Source organism: Kitasatospora cineracea (genome assembly GCF_003751605.1).
Taxonomy (GTDB): domain Bacteria; phylum Actinomycetota; class Actinomycetes; order Streptomycetales; family Streptomycetaceae; genus Kitasatospora; species Kitasatospora cineracea.
The window spans coordinates 2,982,095-2,999,125 of the sequence record NZ_RJVJ01000001.1 but is presented as its reverse complement, the minus strand read 5'-3'; the positions used below and the strand labels follow the sequence as shown (position 1 = coordinate 2,999,125).

General features: G+C 75.4%; 19 protein-coding genes. 10 read left to right on the top strand and 9 right to left on the bottom strand.

Annotated elements, in window-relative coordinates:
- Positions 1-35 precede the first annotated feature (35 nt).
- On the bottom strand, positions 36-1,487 hold the full coding sequence (locus EDD39_RS13705) for a choice-of-anchor A family protein (protein WP_123555929.1): 1,452 nt from the start codon (positions 1,485-1,487) through the stop codon (positions 36-38).
- A 167-nt stretch (positions 1,488-1,654) separates the two neighbouring features.
- On the opposite strand from EDD39_RS13705, the gene EDD39_RS13700 reads away from it, so the two are divergent.
- Positions 1,655-2,314 (top strand): 4'-phosphopantetheinyl transferase family protein, encoded by a 660-nt coding sequence (locus EDD39_RS13700; RefSeq protein ID WP_208765495.1) that lies wholly within the window; start codon positions 1,655-1,657, stop codon positions 2,312-2,314.
- Positions 2,315-2,332: 18 nt separating this feature from the next.
- Here EDD39_RS13700 and EDD39_RS13695 read toward each other — a convergent pair whose 3' ends face one another.
- Together EDD39_RS13695 and EDD39_RS13690 are read right to left on the bottom strand one after the other, a co-directional pair.
- A complete protein-coding gene (locus EDD39_RS13695; RefSeq protein ID WP_123555927.1) occupies positions 2,333-3,256 on the bottom strand; it encodes an SDR family oxidoreductase in 924 nt (307 codons plus the stop codon).
- A 93-nt stretch (positions 3,257-3,349) separates the two neighbouring features.
- A complete protein-coding gene (locus tag EDD39_RS13690; protein WP_123555925.1) occupies positions 3,350-4,135 on the bottom strand; it encodes an inositol monophosphatase family protein in 786 nt (261 codons plus the stop codon).
- 94 nt (positions 4,136-4,229) lie between these two features.
- Between EDD39_RS13690 and EDD39_RS13685 the strand changes: the two genes are divergently transcribed.
- Both EDD39_RS13685 and EDD39_RS13680 read left to right on the top strand, forming a co-directional pair.
- The gene (locus EDD39_RS13685) at positions 4,230-5,210 is read left to right on the top strand and encodes an Lrp/AsnC family transcriptional regulator (protein WP_123555923.1); all 981 of its coding nucleotides are present in this window, start codon (positions 4,230-4,232) and stop codon (positions 5,208-5,210) included.
- A gap of 41 nt (positions 5,211-5,251) precedes the next feature.
- Entirely contained in the window at positions 5,252-5,488 is a 237-nt protein-coding gene (locus EDD39_RS13680) for a DUF2277 domain-containing protein (protein ID WP_030464297.1), read from the top strand.
- Here the strand turns inward: EDD39_RS13680 and EDD39_RS13675 are convergent.
- A complete protein-coding gene (locus EDD39_RS13675; RefSeq protein ID WP_123555921.1) occupies positions 5,457-5,942 on the bottom strand; it encodes a hypothetical protein in 486 nt (161 codons plus the stop codon). The genes EDD39_RS13680 and EDD39_RS13675 overlap by 32 nt on opposite strands.
- Before the next feature lie 257 nt (positions 5,943-6,199).
- Here EDD39_RS13675 and EDD39_RS13670 point away from each other — a divergent pair, with 257 nt between their 5' ends.
- The 5 genes from EDD39_RS13670 (at position 6,200) to EDD39_RS13650 (ending at position 10,148) form a co-directional block, all read left to right on the top strand.
- A complete protein-coding gene (locus tag EDD39_RS13670; RefSeq protein WP_123555919.1) occupies positions 6,200-6,622 on the top strand; it encodes a hypothetical protein in 423 nt (140 codons plus the stop codon).
- Positions 6,603-7,286, top strand: coding sequence for a class F sortase (locus EDD39_RS13665; RefSeq protein ID WP_244256706.1), 684 nt, complete (start codon positions 6,603-6,605; stop codon positions 7,284-7,286). Before EDD39_RS13670 ends, EDD39_RS13665 begins: the two co-directional genes overlap by 20 nt.
- Positions 7,287-7,396: 110 nt before the next feature.
- Complete coding sequence (locus tag EDD39_RS13660; RefSeq protein WP_123555917.1) at positions 7,397-8,221, top strand: hypothetical protein; 825 nt, start codon at positions 7,397-7,399, stop codon at positions 8,219-8,221.
- The gene (gene cseB / locus EDD39_RS13655) at positions 8,218-8,937 is read left to right on the top strand and encodes a two-component system response regulator CseB (protein ID WP_123555915.1); all 720 of its coding nucleotides are present in this window, start codon (positions 8,218-8,220) and stop codon (positions 8,935-8,937) included. Before EDD39_RS13660 ends, cseB begins: the two co-directional genes overlap by 4 nt.
- Entirely contained in the window at positions 8,934-10,148 is a 1,215-nt protein-coding gene (locus tag EDD39_RS13650; RefSeq protein WP_244256705.1) for a HAMP domain-containing sensor histidine kinase, read from the top strand. Before cseB ends, EDD39_RS13650 begins: the two co-directional genes overlap by 4 nt.
- Before the next feature lie 7 nt (positions 10,149-10,155).
- On the opposite strand, the gene EDD39_RS13645 is transcribed toward EDD39_RS13650, so the two are convergent.
- The 4 genes from EDD39_RS13645 to EDD39_RS13630 form a co-directional block, all read right to left on the bottom strand.
- The gene (locus tag EDD39_RS13645; protein ID WP_123555913.1) at positions 10,156-11,787 is read right to left on the bottom strand and encodes an isovaleryl-CoA dehydrogenase; all 1,632 of its coding nucleotides are present in this window, start codon (positions 11,785-11,787) and stop codon (positions 10,156-10,158) included.
- Positions 11,787-12,383 carry a TetR/AcrR family transcriptional regulator gene (locus EDD39_RS13640; RefSeq protein ID WP_123555911.1) on the bottom strand — a complete coding sequence of 199 codons (597 nt, stop codon included), beginning with the start codon at positions 12,381-12,383 and terminating at the stop codon, positions 11,787-11,789. Before EDD39_RS13640 ends, EDD39_RS13645 begins: the two co-directional genes overlap by 1 nt.
- A 108-nt stretch (positions 12,384-12,491) precedes the next feature.
- Positions 12,492-13,310, bottom strand: coding sequence for a S1 family peptidase (locus tag EDD39_RS13635; protein WP_123555909.1), 819 nt, complete (start codon positions 13,308-13,310; stop codon positions 12,492-12,494).
- A 98-nt stretch (positions 13,311-13,408) separates the two neighbouring features.
- Positions 13,409-13,975: a TetR family transcriptional regulator gene (locus tag EDD39_RS13630; protein ID WP_244257191.1), complete on the bottom strand. Its 567-nt coding sequence runs from the start codon at positions 13,973-13,975 to the stop codon at positions 13,409-13,411.
- A 208-nt stretch (positions 13,976-14,183) separates the two neighbouring features.
- Here EDD39_RS13630 and EDD39_RS39535 point away from each other — a divergent pair, with 208 nt between their 5' ends.
- On the top strand, positions 14,184-14,324 hold the full coding sequence (locus EDD39_RS39535) for a hypothetical protein (protein ID WP_162870011.1): 141 nt from the start codon (positions 14,184-14,186) through the stop codon (positions 14,322-14,324).
- On the opposite strand, the gene gcl is transcribed toward EDD39_RS39535, so the two are convergent.
- Complete coding sequence (gene gcl / locus EDD39_RS13625; protein ID WP_030458534.1) at positions 14,314-16,095, bottom strand: glyoxylate carboligase; 1,782 nt, start codon at positions 16,093-16,095, stop codon at positions 14,314-14,316. The two genes, EDD39_RS39535 and gcl, sit on opposite strands and share 11 nt — an antisense overlap.
- A gap of 274 nt (positions 16,096-16,369) precedes the next feature.
- Here gcl and EDD39_RS13620 point away from each other — a divergent pair, with 274 nt between their 5' ends.
- On the top strand, positions 16,370-17,020 hold the full coding sequence (locus tag EDD39_RS13620; RefSeq protein ID WP_123555905.1) for an NAD(P)-dependent oxidoreductase: 651 nt from the start codon (positions 16,370-16,372) through the stop codon (positions 17,018-17,020).
- The last annotated feature ends 11 nt before the right edge of the window (positions 17,021-17,031 follow it).

Below are 17,031 nucleotides of genomic sequence, written 5' to 3'. Positions count from 1 at the left end.
CGTGCGGGCCCCGGCCGTCCTGCTGTCCGCCTCGGTCAGCTGTGCCGGCCCCGGGCGCGGCGGGCCAGCGCGATCACGGCGCCGCCCAGGCCCAGCAGCACCGCGGCGGCCCCGGCCGCCGGGGCGACCAGGCTGTCACCGCCGGTGTTCGGCAGCGGCGGCCCCGCCGGGGTGGAACCGGAGCCGGTCGGCTGCGGTGTGCTCCCGCTCGGCGACGGCGCGGGGCTGGTGCTCCCGCTCGACGACGGGCTCGGGCCGGGGCTCTCGCTCTCCGAGGGCGACGGCGAGGGGCTCTCGCTGGTCGACGGACTCGGGCTCGGCGACGGGCTGGTCGACTCGCTCGGCGAGGGCGAGGGCGAGGGGCTGGTCGAGTCGCTCGGCGAGGGGGACGGCGACGGGCTCTCGCTGCAGTCCGGCAGGTCGCCGTTGAACGGGTAGTTGTGGATCTCGGTGCCGGCGCTGCCCTGCTGGAGCAGGTTGCCCGCCAGGTAGACGCGGCCGTTGGTGCCGGGGTTGGAGAGCGTGGTGGTGCTCCCGGGGTTGCCCGCCATGATCGAGCCCTGCCACTGGGCGTCGCCCTCCACCACCACGTTGGTGGCGGTCGGGAAGTTCCACATCAGGTTCGGCCGCAGTTCCGTCAGCTGGTCGCCGGCCTGGCCGGTGCCGCTGCTGGTGTTGACGGTCACGTCGCTGCCGGTCATGTTGACGATCACGGTCGCGCCGGCCGGGACGCCCGCGAACACGATGGCCCGGCGGCCGCCGTCGGTGCCGATGTTCTGTCCGTAGTCGAACACCTGGCGGGCGCTGGTGCCGTCGCCGGTGAAGGTGACCGTGGTGCCGTCGTCCACCACGGTGCCGGTCGCGGTCTGCCGGGCCATGCAGGCGGAGTGGCCCTCGATGACCGGTGTCAGGCCGCGGAACTCGTCGATCGCCGCCGGGTCCTGGATGGCCCGGCCGTCCGGGGTGATGTCGTAGGAGCCGGTCAGCGTGGTGCCGTACTTGAGGTTCCCCCACCGCGCCTTCGGCGGCTGGGCGAAGAAGTCGGTGCCGCCGATGAACAGCTTGCTGGGGTTCGCCTGCGAGGCGTCCACGGCGACCGAGCCGCCCACCGTCACGTGGTCCGAGGCGTTCGGCGGGGTGACCATCGAGCCGACGCCCACCACGCCCATGTTGAAGGCGCCGCCCGACGCCTTGTTGATGTCGAGGTTGCCGACCACCGCGATCTTGCCCTCGGCCTCGGCCGCGTTCTGCCGCACCAGGTAGTTGCCGCCCACGTAGATGTTGAGGGAGGCGTCGGCCCCGTCGAACGGCCCGGTGTGCGGCGGGCCCCAGGTGCTCGGGCAGTCCGGGCCCGAGCAGGGGCCCAGTGGCGGCGCCATCTGGGCGGCCTCTCCGGCCACGACCAGTGTGAGCAGCGGAGCGGCGGCGAGCGCCGTCACCACGGCGAAGCGGAGCAGCGGGTTCTTGCCGCGGACACCGTGTCGCACGGGCACCCCTCTCGTTGACGGTGGGTCAGCAGACAGCGGACACCGGTCAGCAAAGAGGAAGCGGCGGACCGCCTCCGGACGGGGCGACCCGGACGCGCCGGACAATCATTCGAACGGACTACTTTGATATTCCGCCAGCGAAGGTGCCAGCCCGGAAAGGGAGAACCGTGCCGAACCCGCCGTTCGCCATGCTCGCCACCACTGCCGGGGTGCTCGCCCGGCCGGACGCCGACGAGCGGCTGCTCACCGCGTTCGAGCGCGAGCGCCTGGAGCGGTTCCGGCGCCCCGCGGACCGGGACGACTACCTGGCCGCGCACCTGCTGGTCCGGTACTGCGCGGCCGCGCACCTCGGCATCGAGCCCGCCGCGGTGGCCTTCGGCCAGCGGTGCCCCGGCTGCGGCAGCACCGCCCACGGCCGCCCGCACCTCACCGACCGGCCCGGGACGCACCTGAGCCTCTCGCACACCAACGGCGTCATCGCCGCCGCGGCGGCCCCCGTCCCGGTCGGCGTCGACGTCGAGCACCTCGACGCCCGCACCACCGACCCGGCCACCCTCCAGCACGTCCTGACCACGGCCGAGAGCGCCCTGGTCCGGCGGCATCCCGACCCCACCCGGGCGTTCCTGCGCCTGTGGGTGCGCAAGGAGGCCCTGATCAAGCTCGGCCGGGCCAGCCTGGACGCGCTGGGCGCCCTCGACCTGTCGCACCTGCCCCTCGACCCGCCCGTCCAGCACCGCGACGGGGACCTGCACTACCTCGAACTCACCACCCCCGGGGCGGTCTTCACCGCCGCCGCGACGCTGCCCGTCCGGCTGCTGGAGCAGTAAGCCCCGGGGGCGGGCGGCTCAGCGGTAGGCGGCCGGGTCGGGGGCGGCCGGGGCCTGTTCGGCGGCGGTGAGGTAGGCCCAGCAGTCCGGGCGGCTGCCGTCGAGGTCGGTGAAGCCGTAGGTGCGGGCGAGTTCGGCGCTGGAGGTGGAGCGGCCGTTCCAGCGGGCCCGGTCGGGGTCGGCGGCGAGGTGCGCCACCGCGCGGCCGACGTACGCGGTGGACTCGGAGATCCCGAACTGCGGCTCCCGGGCGAGCGCCTCGCGCCACGTCCGCTCGGTGACGCCGAAGTGCTCCAGCATGATCTCCGAGCGCATCCAGCCGGGGGTGAGCGCGACCGCGGTGGCGCCGCGCGGGCCGAGCTCGTGGCCGAGCGCGAAGGCCATCCGCAGCACGGACGCCTTGGCGAGGTCGTAGAAGAAGGACACCCGGTAGCGCGTCGCGTTGTACTCGGCGGTGCCGTCGGTCATCTCCACCACCAGCCCGCCGGGCCGGCGCAGCAGCAGCGGGACCAGGTGGTGGCTGGTGATGGCGTGGGTGTCGACGGCGCGGCGCAGCAGGGCCAGGCCGCGGTCGAGGTCGTCCTCCCAGAGCGGGGCGTCCCAGGCGAAGTTGCCCTCGCCGCCCCAGATGTCGTTGACCAGGACGTCGAGGCGGCCCTGCTCGCGCTCCAGGCGGGCGGCGAGCGCGGCGACCTGCGCCGGGTCGCTGTGGTCGGCCCGGACGGCGACGCCGCGGCCGCCGGCCGCGGTGACCAGCTCGGCGGTCTCCTCCAGCGTCTCGGGCCGGTCGTACTCGGAGCGGTGGCCCTGCGCGGAGCGGCCGGTGACGTACACGGTGGCCCCGGCGGCGCCGAGCTGGACGGCGATGCCGCGGCCGGCGCCCCGGGTGCCGCCCGCGACGAGGGCGACCTTTCCGTCGAGCGGGCAGGTCGGTGTCGTCATGGGCGGGCCTCCTGTGAGTCGCGGGACGGTCGTCCCCCATCCTGACCGCTGCCGCCGACAACGTCTCCTGACCGGTGCCGCCGGCAGCGCCCGTCACACCGCGCGCAGCACGTCCAGGAGTTCGGCGTGCACGCCGGGCGCGGCGGCGACGAAGGACGGGGCGGCGGGCGTCCACGGGGCGCCCTGCGCGTCGCTGACCACGGCGCCGGCCTCGGCGGCGAGCAGCGCGCCGGGCAGCAGGTTGGCCGGGTCGGCGCCGTACTGCCAGAACAGGGTGAGGTGGCCGGAGCCGACCTGGGCGGTCTGCAGGGCGGTCGGGCCGAGGTTGCGGACGGCCGGGACGTGCGGCAGCACGGCGCTCAGCGAGGCCCCGGCGGCGCGCAGGGCCGCCGGGTCGCGGGCGACCAGCGGGGGCTGGGAGGTGGCGGCGACGGCGGTGGCCAGGGTGCGCGGGCGGGGCGCGCAGCGGCGGCCGTTCAGCCGGGTGCCGCCGCCGGCCGTCGCGGTGTAGGTGGCGGCGGTGCGCGGCGCGTGCACCACCGCCAGGACGGGGGCGCCGTCGCGCAGCAGGGTCGCGGTGACCGCCCAGTGCGGCAGCGCGCCCAGGTACTGGACGGCGCCGTCGGTGGCGTCGGCCAGCCACCACTCGCCGGTTCCGGGCACCTCGCGGGCCCACTCGTCGTCCAGCCATCCGGCCTGCGGGCGCAGTGCGGTGAGCCGCTCGCGCAGCAGCCGGGCGGCGGGGCGGTCGACGGCGTCGAACGCGGCGCGGGCCTCGGCGGGGGTGGTGGCGGCGACGGGTTCGGCGGGCTGCCGGGCGGCGAGCAGGTCGCCGACCTCGCGCAGGGCCCGCTCGGTGGCGTCCAGGAGGTGCTGCACGGTGGTTCTCCTTCGTCGCGGTGGGCCTCCAGGAGTACCGTCGGGGTGGCTCATCGGGACGTCGGTGGCACTGGAACGGCGGGGATCGGACAGCATGGACACGGGTACGGCGGATCCCGCCGCGGTGCTGGACGCGCTGGACCGGCGGCTGGTGCACGCGCTGCAGGTGGACGGGCGGGCCGAGCCGGGGCGGATCGCCGAGGTGCTGGGGGTGTCGGCGCGGACGGTGACCCGGCGGCTGGGGCGGCTGCTGGGGACGGGCGCGGTCCGGGTGGTGCGGATGCCGGACGCCCGGGAGGCCGCGCTCGGCGCGCTGCTGCTGCGGGTGCGGGTGCTGCGCGGGCGGGTGGAGGCGATCGCGCTGGCGCTGGCCGCCCAGGACGGGGTGCCGTTCGTCGACGTGATGCTCGGCGGGCAGGAGGTGTCGGCGGTGGTGCTGGCCGAGGCGTCCGCCCGGGACCGGCTGCTGCACGGGCGGCTGCCGGCCACCGACGCGGTGTTGGAGTCCACCGCGCACGCCGTGCTGCACCTGTTCGCGGACGCCTCGGCCTGGCGCTGCGGGGCGCTGACGGCCGGTCAGGAGGCCGCGCTGGCCCCGCCGCCCGCCCCGGCCGGGCCGCCGCCCGCGCCGGACGCGCTGGACCACCGGCTGCTGGACGCGCTGGGCGTCGACGCCCGCCGTTCGCACGCGGCGCTGGCCGCCGCGCTGCAGGTGCCGGAGTCCACCGTCCGGCGCCGCCTGCACCGGCTCGGCGCGGGCGGGTTGCTGCGCACCCACGTCAGCGTGGACCCGCGGCTGGTGGGCGCCGCGGTGGACGCCAACCTGTGGCTGGACGTCGAGCCCGGGCGGCTGGCGGCGACCGGGGAGGCGCTGGCCCGGCACCCGCAGGTGCACGGCGTGCTGGCCACCAGCGGGCCGAGCAACCTGATGGCCGCCGTGTTCTGCCCCGACCACGCGGCGCTGTACCGGTTCCAGACCGGGGTGCTGGGGCCGCTCGGGGTGCGGCGGGTGGAGACCGCGATCGTGGCCCGGGCCGTCAAGCGGGCCGGGGTGCGGCTGCGGCAACTGCCCTGAACCGTCGGCGGGGTGTCGGTGCGGCGCGGCAGACTGGAGGCATGTGCCGAAGCATCAAGACGCTCCGCCCGCCGATGACGCCCGACGCCACCCCCGAGGACGTGCACGCGGCGGCGCTCCAGTACGTCCGGAAGATCTCCGGGTTCCGGGCGCCCGCCGCGCACAACCGGGAGGCGTTCGACGCGGCGGTGGCCGCCGTCGCGGCGGCCACCGCCCAGTTGCTCGCCTCGATCGAGGTCCGCGGGGTCACGCCCCGTTCGACGACCCCGGCCGGATGACCATCAGCACCAGGACGACCGCCCACAGCAGGTTGAACACGCCCGCCGTCATCGGCAGCAGCTTCAACTTGCCTGCGGCGCGGGCCGTTTCGGCGTCCTTGTCCTCGGTCGCGTCCAGCGCGTCCACGGTCGCCTGCTGACCGGGCAGCACGAACAGCAGCAGCACGCCCGCGGCGATCGCGGTCAGCACGATCGAGGTCACCAGCCAGGCGTTGCCCAGCACGTGCATCACCTGCGCGGTGCCGATGCCCAGCACCGGCACCGCGAGGCCGATCAGCGCGTACACGTTGCTGATCCGGTGCAGCAGCCGCACCGAGGTCTGCGCCCCCGCCTGCTCCGGGCCCCCGGCCAGCGCGGCCTTCGCCCTGCGCGGGAACATGCTCACCGCGACCGCCACCGGACCGATGCACAGCGCCACGGCCAGCAGGTGCAGACTCAGCAGGAACTTGGCCATCGCGGGCGCAACCCTTCACCACATCACGGGGACAGAACTGCGGCCACGCTAGCAGCGCTTATCCGGGCGCCCGCCGCCGGAAGGCCCGCGCTCCGGCGGCCCTCGACCGGTCCCCTCCCGCCCGGCGGCGGACCGTTACAGAGCCGGGCGGTGGCCGTTACGGAGCCGGCGGCCGGCCGAGGGGCGGGGTTCCTAGCGTGAGCGGCGTCGATCCGCGGCCGACCCGGCCGCGGGGGACGCCCAAGGGGAGGTTCCCGATGTCACGCACCACGTCCGTCCGCCGCGCGCTGCGGCTCGCCCTGGTCCCGGCCGTCGCCGCCGGGGTGCTCGCCCTGCCGGGCGCCGTCGCGTTCGCCGACGCCGGCAGCCCGGCCCCCGTCCCCACCCCCACCGTCGCCCCCGCCGCCTCGGCCACCCCCGCCCCGGCGCCCGCCACCGCCACGCCCACGCCCGCGGTCACCCCCGCGGTCACCCCCGCCCCGGCCGGGGCGCCCGGGGTCCGCTGGGGCGGAACGGGCGGCGGGAGCGCCGCCCTGCCCAAGGGCGGGGCGCAGACCGGCGAAGGGGCGGTCGACGGCGGTTCGGCGACCGGGCTCGTGCTCGGGGCCGGGCTGGCCGCGGCCGGTGCGGCGGGGATCGGCCTGCTCGTCGTCCGACGCCGTGCCGCCGCCCGCGGCTAGTGCGCACCGCCGGGTCCGGCGCCGCTGGTGGGCGCCGGCCCTGGCGGTCGGGCTGCTGCTGGCCGGCGGGGTGACGGTGGCGGCCTCCCGCGGCTCCGCGCCCGCGCCGGTGCGGATCGCCGTGAGCGGCCCGGCCCGGCCGGTCGCCGCGGCGGCGCCGGTCACCGCCCCGAGCACCACAGGCGCACCGGCGCCGGCCCCGGCGCCGTCCTCGCCGCCGGTGCGCCTGCTGGTGCCCCGGATCGGGGTGGACGCGCCGGTGCAGGGGGTCGGCCTCAACCCGGACGGCACCGTGGAGGTGCCGCCGCTCGACCGGCCCGGGCAGGTCGGCTGGTACCGCAACGGGCCGGTGCCCGGCGGGGACGGGCCGACCGTCCTGCTCGGGCACTACGACACCCGCAAGGGCCCGGCGGTGTTCCACGGCCTGCCGGGGCTGCGCCCGGGCGACCGGGTCGACGTCCGGCGGCAGGACGGCAGCACGTTCTCCTACCGGGTGCGCGAGCTGCACCAGTACGCCAAGGACGCGTTCCCCACCGAGCTGGTGTACGGCGCCACCGCGGGCCCGCAGCTGCGGCTGGTCACCTGCGGCGGCACCCTCGGCGGCAACGGCCACTACTCCGACAACATCGTGGTCTTCGCCGACCCGCTGCCGGCCGGGTCCTGACCCGCCGCCGGCCGCGGGCCGCCCGCCGTCCCACCGGGGCGGCGGGCGGCCGTTCCCGGTGGTGCAGACTGGCTGCGCCCCCGCCCGCCGACCGAAAGGCGCCCCGCGACGTGAGGACCCGGCCCCTCCGCCCCGCCCTGCTCAGGTGCGTCCTGCTCGGCCTGCCGGTGCTCCTCGCCGCCACCGGCTGCCGGTCGCCCGGCGCGCTGGAGGACGCCGGGGCGGCCCGGCCGGTCCGCTCGCACCCGAGCCCGCAGCCGCTGTGGCCGTCCCTGCCGTCCCCCGTGCCGATCGTCCAGCCCGGGCAGCGGGACGGACGGGAGGCGCCCGTCCCGCTGCCCGGACTGGCGGCCGACACCCTGGCCGGGACCGACGCCCGGACGGTGCTCGCCGCCGACCCGGCCCTCGGCCCGGAGGAGCGGGCCGCCCTGGAGCACGGGTGCACCGGCTGCGAGGTCCGCCCCGCCCAGTACCGCGACCTCGACGGGGACGGCAGCCCCGAGCTGCTGACCGCCGTGCTGTTCGACGCGGCCCCCGACGCGCCGCGGGCCGTGCTGCACGTCTACGCCCTGCGCGCCCGCCGGGTGCTGCCGGTGCTGGCCGTGGCGGTGCTGCCGAGCTTCGGCGCCGAGACGGTCGGCACCGACCTGATCGTCCGCGAGCCCACCGCCCCGTCCGTCGAGAGCAGCCTCACCTACCGCTGGAGCGAGGACCGGCTGGTCCTGGTCGACCAGCGGGTCAAGGTGCTCGGCCCGGGCGTGGACGTCTCCGGCTGCCCGCCGGTCGAGACCTGCGGGTCGGTGGTGCTGATCGCGCCGACGCCCGTCCCCAGTGCCACCCCGACCGCTCCCCCGGCCGCCGGGCCGACCGTCGCCCCGGCCCCGGCCGCCCCGGGCGGCGGTGCCGTCCGGCCCGTTCCGACGAGGACCCGATGACCACTCCCGTGCCCGGCGCCCCGCGCATCCTGCTGGTCGAGGACGACGAGGTGATCCGCGAGACCACCCAGCTCGCCCTGGAACGCTACGGCTTCCCCGTGGACACCGCGGGCGACGGCCTGGAGGGCCTGGAGCGCTTCCGCGCCGCCCCGCCGGACCTGCTGCTGCTCGACGTGATGCTGCCGCTGCTGGACGGGGTCGGGCTGTGCCGGCGGATCCGCGAGGAGAGCCGGCTGCCGATCCTGATGATGTCGGCCCGCACCGAGCCGATCGACGTGATCTCCGGCCTGGAGGCGGGCGCCGACGACTACGTGGTCAAGCCGTTCGAGACCGCGGTGCTGGTGGCCCGGATCCGCAGCGTGCTGCGGCGCACCTCCTTCGAGCCGGACCCGCCCTCCCCCGCCGCCGTCCCGGGCCCGGCGCACCCGGTGCGGGTGATCGACGACCTGGAGGTGGACACCGGCGCGATGGAGGTCAAGGTGGCCGGGCGCCCGGTGCCGCTCACCCCGACCGAGCTGCGGCTGCTGCTGGAGTTCACCGCCGCGCCGGGCGTGGTGATGGAGCGCCAGACCCTGCTGGAGCGGGTCTGGGACTACTCCTGGGGCGCCGACAGCCGGGTGGTCGACGTGCACGTCCAGCGGCTGCGGGCGAAGATCGGCGCCGCCCGGATCGAGACCGTCCGGGGCTTCGGCTACAAGCTGCGGCGGACGCCGTGACGCTCCGGCGGCAGATCGCCGCCGTGATCGCGCTGGTCTCCTGCCTGGTCGCGCTCGCGGTGGGCGTCCTGGTCCACCAGGCGTCGGTGCGCCAGCACACCGACCAGGCCCGCACGTCCGCGACGGCCGCCCTGGACTCGGTGCTCACCGGCTACGACGCCACCGGCGACCTGGTCGCGGGCTGGCACGCCGCCGCCGACGACCCGGCGCTGCCCGCCGACCTGCGCCGGCTCGCCGAGCGCGGCCGGCAGGGCTCGGTGCTCGCCCCCGGCCCGAACGGCCCCGCGATGTGGGCGGCCGCGGGCGCCGACGGGCGGGTGCTGTCGGTGCGGATGGACTACGCCGGGGACGCCCGGGCGATCGCCGACCTGGACCGCGCCGTGGCGGTCGGCGCCGCGCTGTCCGTCCTGGTCACCGTGCTGGCCGGGGTGCTGGCCGCCGACCGGATCAGCAGCCGGCTGCGCACCGCCGCCCGCACCGCCCGCACCATCGCCCGGGGCGACCCGGACGCCCGGATCGGGCCGCTGGGCCGGCCCCGCGACGAGGTGGCCGAGCTGGCCGCCGCGGTCGACTCGATGTCCGCGGCGCTGCGCAGCCGGCTGGCGGGCGAGCAGCGCTTCACCGCCGACGTGGCGCACGAGCTGCGCACCCCGCTGACCGGTCTGCTGACCGCGTCCGAGCTGCTGCCGCCGGGCCGGCCGACCGAGCTGGTCCGCAACCGGGTGCGCGCCCTGCGCGATCTGACCGAGGACCTGCTGGAGGTCTCCCGGCTGGACTCCGGGGCCGATCCGCCGGAGCCGGCCGACCTGCCGCTGGGGCCGCTGCTGTCCCGGGCGGTGGTCGCCGCCGGCACCGGGGCCGAGCTGCGGATCGCCACCGACGCGGTGGTCAGCACCGACCCGCGCCGCTTCGAGCGGGTGCTGGCCAACCTGCTCGCCAACGCCCACCGGCACGGCCGCCCGCCGGTCCTGGTCAGCGCCGAGGGCACCGCCGTCACCGTCCGCGACCACGGCCCCGGCTACCCGGAGGAGGTGCTCCGCGAGGGCCCCCGCCGCTTCCGCACCGGGGCCCGCGAGCGCGGCGGCGGCCACGGCCTGGGCCTCACCATCGCCCAGGGCCACGCCGAGGCGGTCGGCGCCCGGCTGGAGCTGGCCAACCACCCGGACGGCGGCGCCTCGGCCCGCCTGGTGCTGCCCGGCCCGGACCACTGACCGCCCGTCAGGGCAGTTCGGGGATCCGGCCGAGGATCGCGGCGGTGTCCAGGCCGGTCGGCAGGGTGCCGTAGGCGAGGCCGGAGCGGCCGCCGAGGCGGGTGGCGGTGAAGGCTTCGGCGACGGCGGGGTGGCCGTGGCGCAGCAGGAGGGACGCCTGGAGGGTGAGGGCGAGCCGTTCGACCAGGTGGCGGGTGCGGTACTCGAGGTGCTCGGGGTCGGCGAGGTCCTTGCGGAGGTCGGCGAGGGCGGTGTCGTAGTGGGCGTCGAGGCCGCTCGCGGTGTCGAGTTCGGCGAACAGGGCGGCCACGCTCTCCGGTTGGCGGGCCATCGCCCGCAGCGCGTCGAGCGCGGCGACGTTGCCGGAGCCCTCCCAGATGGAGACCAGCGGGGCCTCCCGGTAGAGCCGGGGCATGCCGGACTCCTCGACGTAGCCGTTGCCGCCGAGGCACTCGAGCGCTTCGGCGGCGTGGCCGGGGCCGCGCTTGCAGACCCAGTACTTGGCGACGGCCAGGCCGAGCCGGCGCAGCCGGGCCTCCTGCTCGTCCCCGGCCAGGGCCCGGTCGGTGGCCTCGGCCAGCCGCATGGCGACGGCGGTGGCGGCCTCGGACTCGACGACCAGGTCGGCGAGGACGTTGCGCATCAGCGGCTGGTCGACCAGGTCCTTGCCGAAGGCCCGCCGGTGGCCGGCGTGGTGCAGGGCGCGCAGCGCGCCGTGGCGCATCGCGGAGGCGGCGCCGGTGGTGCAGTCGAGCCGGGTCATGTTGACCATCTCGATGATGGTCCGCACGCCGCGGCCCTCCTCGCCGACCAGCCAGCCCGTCGCGTCCTCGTACTCGAGTTCCGCGGAGGCGTTGGACTTGTTGCCGAGCTTGTCCTTGAGGCGCTGCAGGCGCAGCGCGTTGCGGGTGCCGTCGGGCAGGACGCGGGGCAGCAGGAAGCAGGAGAGGCCGCCGGGGGCCTGGGCGAGGGTGAGGAAGACGTCCGACATGGGGGCGGAGGTGAACCACTTGTGGCCGGTGAGGCGGTAGGTGCCGTCGGCGGTGGGGACGGCGCGGGTGGTGTTGGCCCGGACGTCGGAGCCGCCCTGCTTCTCGGTCATCGACATGCCGGCGATCAGTCCGCGCTTGCCGTGCGGTTCGCGCAGGCCGAAGTCGTACTCCCGGGCGGCGAGCAGCGGTTCGTAGGCGGCGGCGAGGTCGGGGGTGGTGCGCAGGGCGGGGACGGCGGCGTAGGTCATCGAGACCGGGCAGGTGTGGCCGGCCTCGACCTGGCCCCAGACGTAGAACTTGGCGGCCCGGGCGGTGTGCGCGCCGGGGCGGTCGTCGCGCCAGGGGGCGGCGTGCAGGCCGTGTTCGACGGCGGTGCGCATCAGTTCGTGCCAGTACGGGTGGAACTCGACCTCGTCGATGCGGTGGCCGTAGCGGTCGTGGGTGCGCAGGACGGGCGGGTGGTCGTTGGCGAGCCGGGCCCAGTCGGCGGCCTGTTCGGTGCCGGCCAGCCGGCCGAGGGCGTGCAGTTCGTCGGCGGCCCAGTCGGCGCCGGCCCGGTGCAGGGCGGCCAGCAGGGTGGGGTCGGCGGCGACGTCGTGGCCGTAGGGGTCGGGCACCTGGTTGGTGACCTCGTGGGTGGTTGCCATCAGTGGCCTCCGAGGGCGCGCAGGGTGAAGGTGACGAGGTCGGGCAGGACGGTCTCGGGCGGGCGGCCGTCGGTGAGCGGTCCGACCAGGGCCTCGCCGATCGCGCCGACGATCGCGGCGGCGGTCAGTTCGGCGTTCTGGGCGGGGAGTTGACCGAGGGCGGCGGCCCGGTCGATCCGGCCGGCGATCAGGTCGCGGAAGGCGCGGCGGAAGACCAGGCGTTCGGCTTCGACGTCCTGGTCGGCGGGTTCGGCGAGCAGCGCGTAGGCGAGCCGGGGGGACTGCAGGGCGCGGGCGGCGAAGGTCGCGACCAGGGCGGCGATGCCGTCGAGCGGGTCGGCGGCGCGTTCGGCGGCCTCGGTGACGGCGGTGATCTCGCGTCCGCAGACGGTGCGGAACAGGGTGACGGCGAGGTCGGTCTTGCCGGTGAAGTGCTGGTAGACGCTGCCGGTGGCGATGCCGGCGCGCTCGGCGACGGCGGACACCGAGCAGCCGGCGTAGCCGCGTTCGGCGAGCAGGGCGGCGGCGGCCCGCAGGACGGTCTCGCGGCGGTCGTCCAGCCGGGCCTGGACGGCGGGGGTGCGTCGGTAGGCCATACCAAGGATTGAAGCACTGATTCACTGCTTCAGGAAGGGCCCGGGCGTACGTGCAGCCGTCCGCGGAGGGGATGCGCGGACGGCTGCACGGTCACGGGAGGAGTGCGGTCAGGGGCGGGGCAGCACGCAGCCGGCCCGGGTCAGGTCGAGCACGTTGCCGGGGGCGAAGCAGTTGGGGATGGTGTACGTCTCCTGGGCGTAGCCGATGCCCTGGTGGACCGTCACGGTGCCGTTCTGGTCGACCTCGCAGGGGTTGTCGAGGGTGCAGCTCTCGCCGCTCTCGTTGATCGTGTTGTTCACGGCGACGACCTGGCCGCTGTTCACGTCGACCACCGGGGAGCCGGAGGTGCCGCCGATGATGTCGCAGCCGGAGGTGTAGCGGACCGAGTCCTTGAAGGTCCAGCTGCTCTCCTTGAGCCGGTAGGCGAAGCCGTCGACGTTGCAGGAGTACGTCTTCTTCCAGTAGCCGGAGACCACCTTGATCGCGCTGCCGGCCACCGGGTGGGTGGTGGACATGGTCAGCGGGGATATCCCGTAGCGGCTCTTGATGGTGGCGTAGCTGGTGCTCAGCCGGTAGAGGGTGACGTCGGTGTCGGTCATCGTCGAGTACAGGACCCGGTTGGCGCGCACCGTGCCGAGGCTGCTGCCGGTGGAGCCGAGCAGGGTGAAGCTGCGGGTGGACGACCGGTTGGTGATCACCTGCCCGGCGGCGGGCATGCCGGTCTCCAGGCAGTGGCCGTTGGTGAGGATCAGCCCGGGGTCGGTGTCGACCGAGGTGGGCATCCGCACCAGGGAGCCGGAGCAGTTGCTGAGCGCGACGGTGCCGGCGAAGGTCACGGTGGCGGCGGACGCGGGGGCTGCGGTCGCCAGGGCGGTGGCCCCGGCGAGGGTCAGCGCGCAGAGCGCACCGGTGAGCGGCTTCTTCATGGGGGTGCCTCTCGAGGGTGTGGGGGTACCACTGGGGTTCCCCCAAATTGGCGCGCCCATGACACGGTGTCAAGAGTGCGGCCGCCCCTGACGCCCCGTCAGTCGGCCGTCCAGTGGCGGCTGCCCAGGTTGATCAGCCGCAACTGGGTCCGCACCGTCCGGGCGATCGCCGCCCGCTCCGCCGCGTCCGCCTCGACCAGCGCCAGCGCGGTGGACACCATCCGGTCCACGTACAGCTCGGCCAGCATCCGCCGGTCCCGCGCCGACCAGTCGGCGGTGTCCGGCTGGACGGCCAGCAGGGCCGCCAACTCCTCGGCGAAGCGGTCGAGTTCGGCCGCCACGGCATCCCGGACCGGCTTCACCCCGCCGTGCCGCTCGCGGGCCAGGAAGCGGATGTACGCGGGGTGCTCGGCCACGTGCGCGGCGATCACCTCGACCGAGCGGTCGATCAGCCGCTCGGCCTCGCCGCTGCCCGCGAACACCGCCCGGATCATCCCGTGCAGGTTGGCCAGCGACTCCTCCACCAGCACCACGCCGAGCTCCGCGAGGTCCGCGAAGTGCCGGTAGAACCCGGCCGGCGAGAGGCCCGCGGCCCGGGTCACCTCGCGCACCCCCAGGCCGCTCAGGTTCTGCTCGGCCAGCAGCCCGAGGGCGGCGTCCAGCAGGGCGCGGCGGCTGGCCCGCTTCTGCGCCTGCCGGGCGCCGGGGGCCGGGGCGGGAGCGGGGGCCGGGGCGGAGGCGGGGGTCGGGGCGGGGCTGGGGCGGCTCGTCACGGCGTTCAGTAAACAGTCGTTTGCCGAATTTGGCCAGCCCCGCTAGAGTACTGACCGACACTCAGCGAACACTCGTTCACCGAAACCGGAAGGTGTCGCCATGCTGCTCGTCGCCCTGATCGCCCTCGCCGTGACCGCCTGGGCCATCACCCACCTCGCCGCCCCGGCCCTGCTGGTGAGCGTCCTCGTGCTCGCGCTCTGGCTCACCGGCAGGGCCCTGCACCCGCGTTCTAGGCGTTGAGGGCGCGGATCGCGGTCGGGGCGTCGCCCGGGCCGGTGGCCAGCTCCTCCCACTCCATCACCTTGTCGATGTCCGCGGCGGCCATCGAGATGTTGGTGACCCGCTCCAGGATCGCCTCGACCACCACCGGGACGCGGAACTCCGCCGCCAGCTTCTTCGCCTCCTCGAACGCGGGCAGCAGCTCCTCGGGCCGGGTGACCCGGATCGCCTTGCAGCCCAGGCCCTCGACCACCCGGACGTGGTCCACGCCGTAGACGCCCAGCTCGGGGGCGTTGATGTTCTCGAACTCCAGCTTGACCTGGAAGTCGATGTCGAAGTTGCGCTGCGCCTGCCGGATCAGCCCCAGGTAGGCGTTGTTGACCAGCACGTGCACGTACGGGATCCGGTGCTGGGCGCCGACCGCCAGCTCCTCGATCATGAACTGGAAGTCGTAGTCGCCGGAGAGCGCGACCACCTGCCCCTCCGGGTCGGCGGCGGCGACGCCGAGCGCGGCCGGGATGGTCCAGCCGAGCGGGCCGGCCTGGCCGCAGTTGATCCAGTGCCGGGGCTTGTAGACGTGCAGCAGCTGCGCGCCGGCGATCTGCGAGAGGCCGATGGTGGTGACGTACCGGGTCTCCGGGCCGAAGGCGCGGTTCATCTCCTCGTAGACCCGCTGCGGCTTGAGCGGCACGTCGTCGAAGTGGGTCTTGCGCTGCAGTTCGGCCCGGCGCGCCTGGGTACCGGCGGCCCACTCCCGGCGGTCCTTCAGCCGCCCGGCGGCGGCCAGTTCGCGGGCCACCTCGATCAGCAGCACCAGCGCGGCCTTCGCGTCCGAGGCGATGCCCAGGTCCGGGGCGAAGATCTTGCCGATCTGGGTGGGCTCGACGTCGATGTGGACGAACTTCCGGCCCGCGGTGTAGACGTCCAGGCCGCCGGTGTGGCGGTTGGCCCAGCGGTTGCCGATGCCGAGCACGAAGTCGGAGGCGAGGAAGTTCTCGTTGCCGTAGCGGTGCGAGGTCTGCAGGCCGACCATGCCCGCGTTCAGCTCGTGGTCGTCCGGGACGATGCCCCAGCCCATCAGCGTCGGGACGACCGGGACGCCGGTCAACTCGGCGAACTCCAGCAGCAGTTCGGCGGCGTCGGCGTTGATGACGCCGCCGCCGGCCACGATCAGCGGCCGCTCGGACTCCTGGAGCAGGGCGATCGCCTTCTCGACCTGGATCCGGTTGGCGGCGGGCTTGTGCACCGGGAGCGGCTGGTACGCCTCGGGGTCGAACTCGATCTCGGTCAGCTGGACATCGATCGGCAGGTCGATCAGCACCGGGCCGGGCCGGCCGGAGCGCATCAGGTGGAACGCCTGCTGGAACACGCCGGGGACCTGCGCGGCCTCCAGCACGGTGGTGGCGGCCTTGGTGACCGGCTTGGCGATCGAGGCGATGTCGACGGCCTGGAAGTCCTCCTTGTGCAGCCGGGCGACCGGGGCCTGGCCGGTGATGCACAGGATCGGGATCGAGTCGGCGGTGGCCGAGTACAGGCCGGTGATCATGTCGGTGCCGGCCGGGCCCGAAGTCCCGATGCAGACACCGATGTTGCCCGCCTTCGCCCGGGTGTAGCCCTCGGCCATGTGGGAGGCGCCCTCGACGTGCCGGGCCAGGGTGTGCCGGATGCCTCCGGAGGCCTTGAGCGCGGCGTAGAAGGGGTTGATCGCGGCGCCGGGCACGCCGAACGCCACCTCGACGCCTTCGAGCTTGAGGATCTCCACGGCCGCGCGGGCGGCTGTCATGCGGGGCATCGGCTACTCCTGCCGTCGACGCTTCTTCCGCGATACGGAAGAATAGTTTTGGAATGCGAAAGCAAGCTAAGGCGGCCGCGCCAGGGCCGTCAAGGTAGGTTTCAACAAAACGTTGCACAACCGCGTGGCGCCCCCGAGCGGCCGCCCGACCCGGCTGTCCGTTTTTCACCAGTCCCTGTCGGACTGTCACCTGGCCCGCCTGCCCGCCCCGCCCGTACGGTCGTGGTGTCGACGGAAAACGCCAATCGGCGGACCCACCAGAGGAGACCACACGATGAGCACCATCACCCTGTACGGCGCCACCGGCACCATCGGCTCCCGCGTGCTGGACGAGGCACTGCGCCGCGGCCACACCGTGACCGCCGTGGTCCGCGACCCCGCGAAGCTCCCGGTCGAGCACCCGGCGCTGACCGTCGTGACCGGCGACGTGCTGGACCCGGCCTCGGTGGCCGACAGCGCCAAGGGCGCCGACGTGGTGGTCAGCGCGGTCGGCGGCGGCGACGGGCCGGGCCACCAGGCGCTGATCAAGCCGTCCTTCGAGTCGCTGGTGGCGGGGCTGCGCACGTTCGGCGCCGACGCGCCGCGGCTGGTCACGGTGGGCGGCGCGGGCTCGCTGCGCACCCCCGACGGCAAGCAGGTCTGGGACACCCCCGGCCTGCCGGAGTTCCTGCTGCAGATCATGCACGCGCACGGCGACGCGCTGGACTTCCTGCGCACCGTCACCGACCTGCGCTGGACCAACCTCTCCCCGGCCGGCACCATCGCCCCCGGCGAGCGCACCGGCGCCTACCGCACGGGCCTGGAGGACCTGCTGATCGGCGCGGACGGCGAGAGCCGGATCTCCACCGAGGACTACGCGGTGGCGCTGCTGGACGAGGTCGAGGAGCCGAAGCACCTCGGCGAGCGCTTCACCGTCGCGTACTGAGCCGTTTGCCC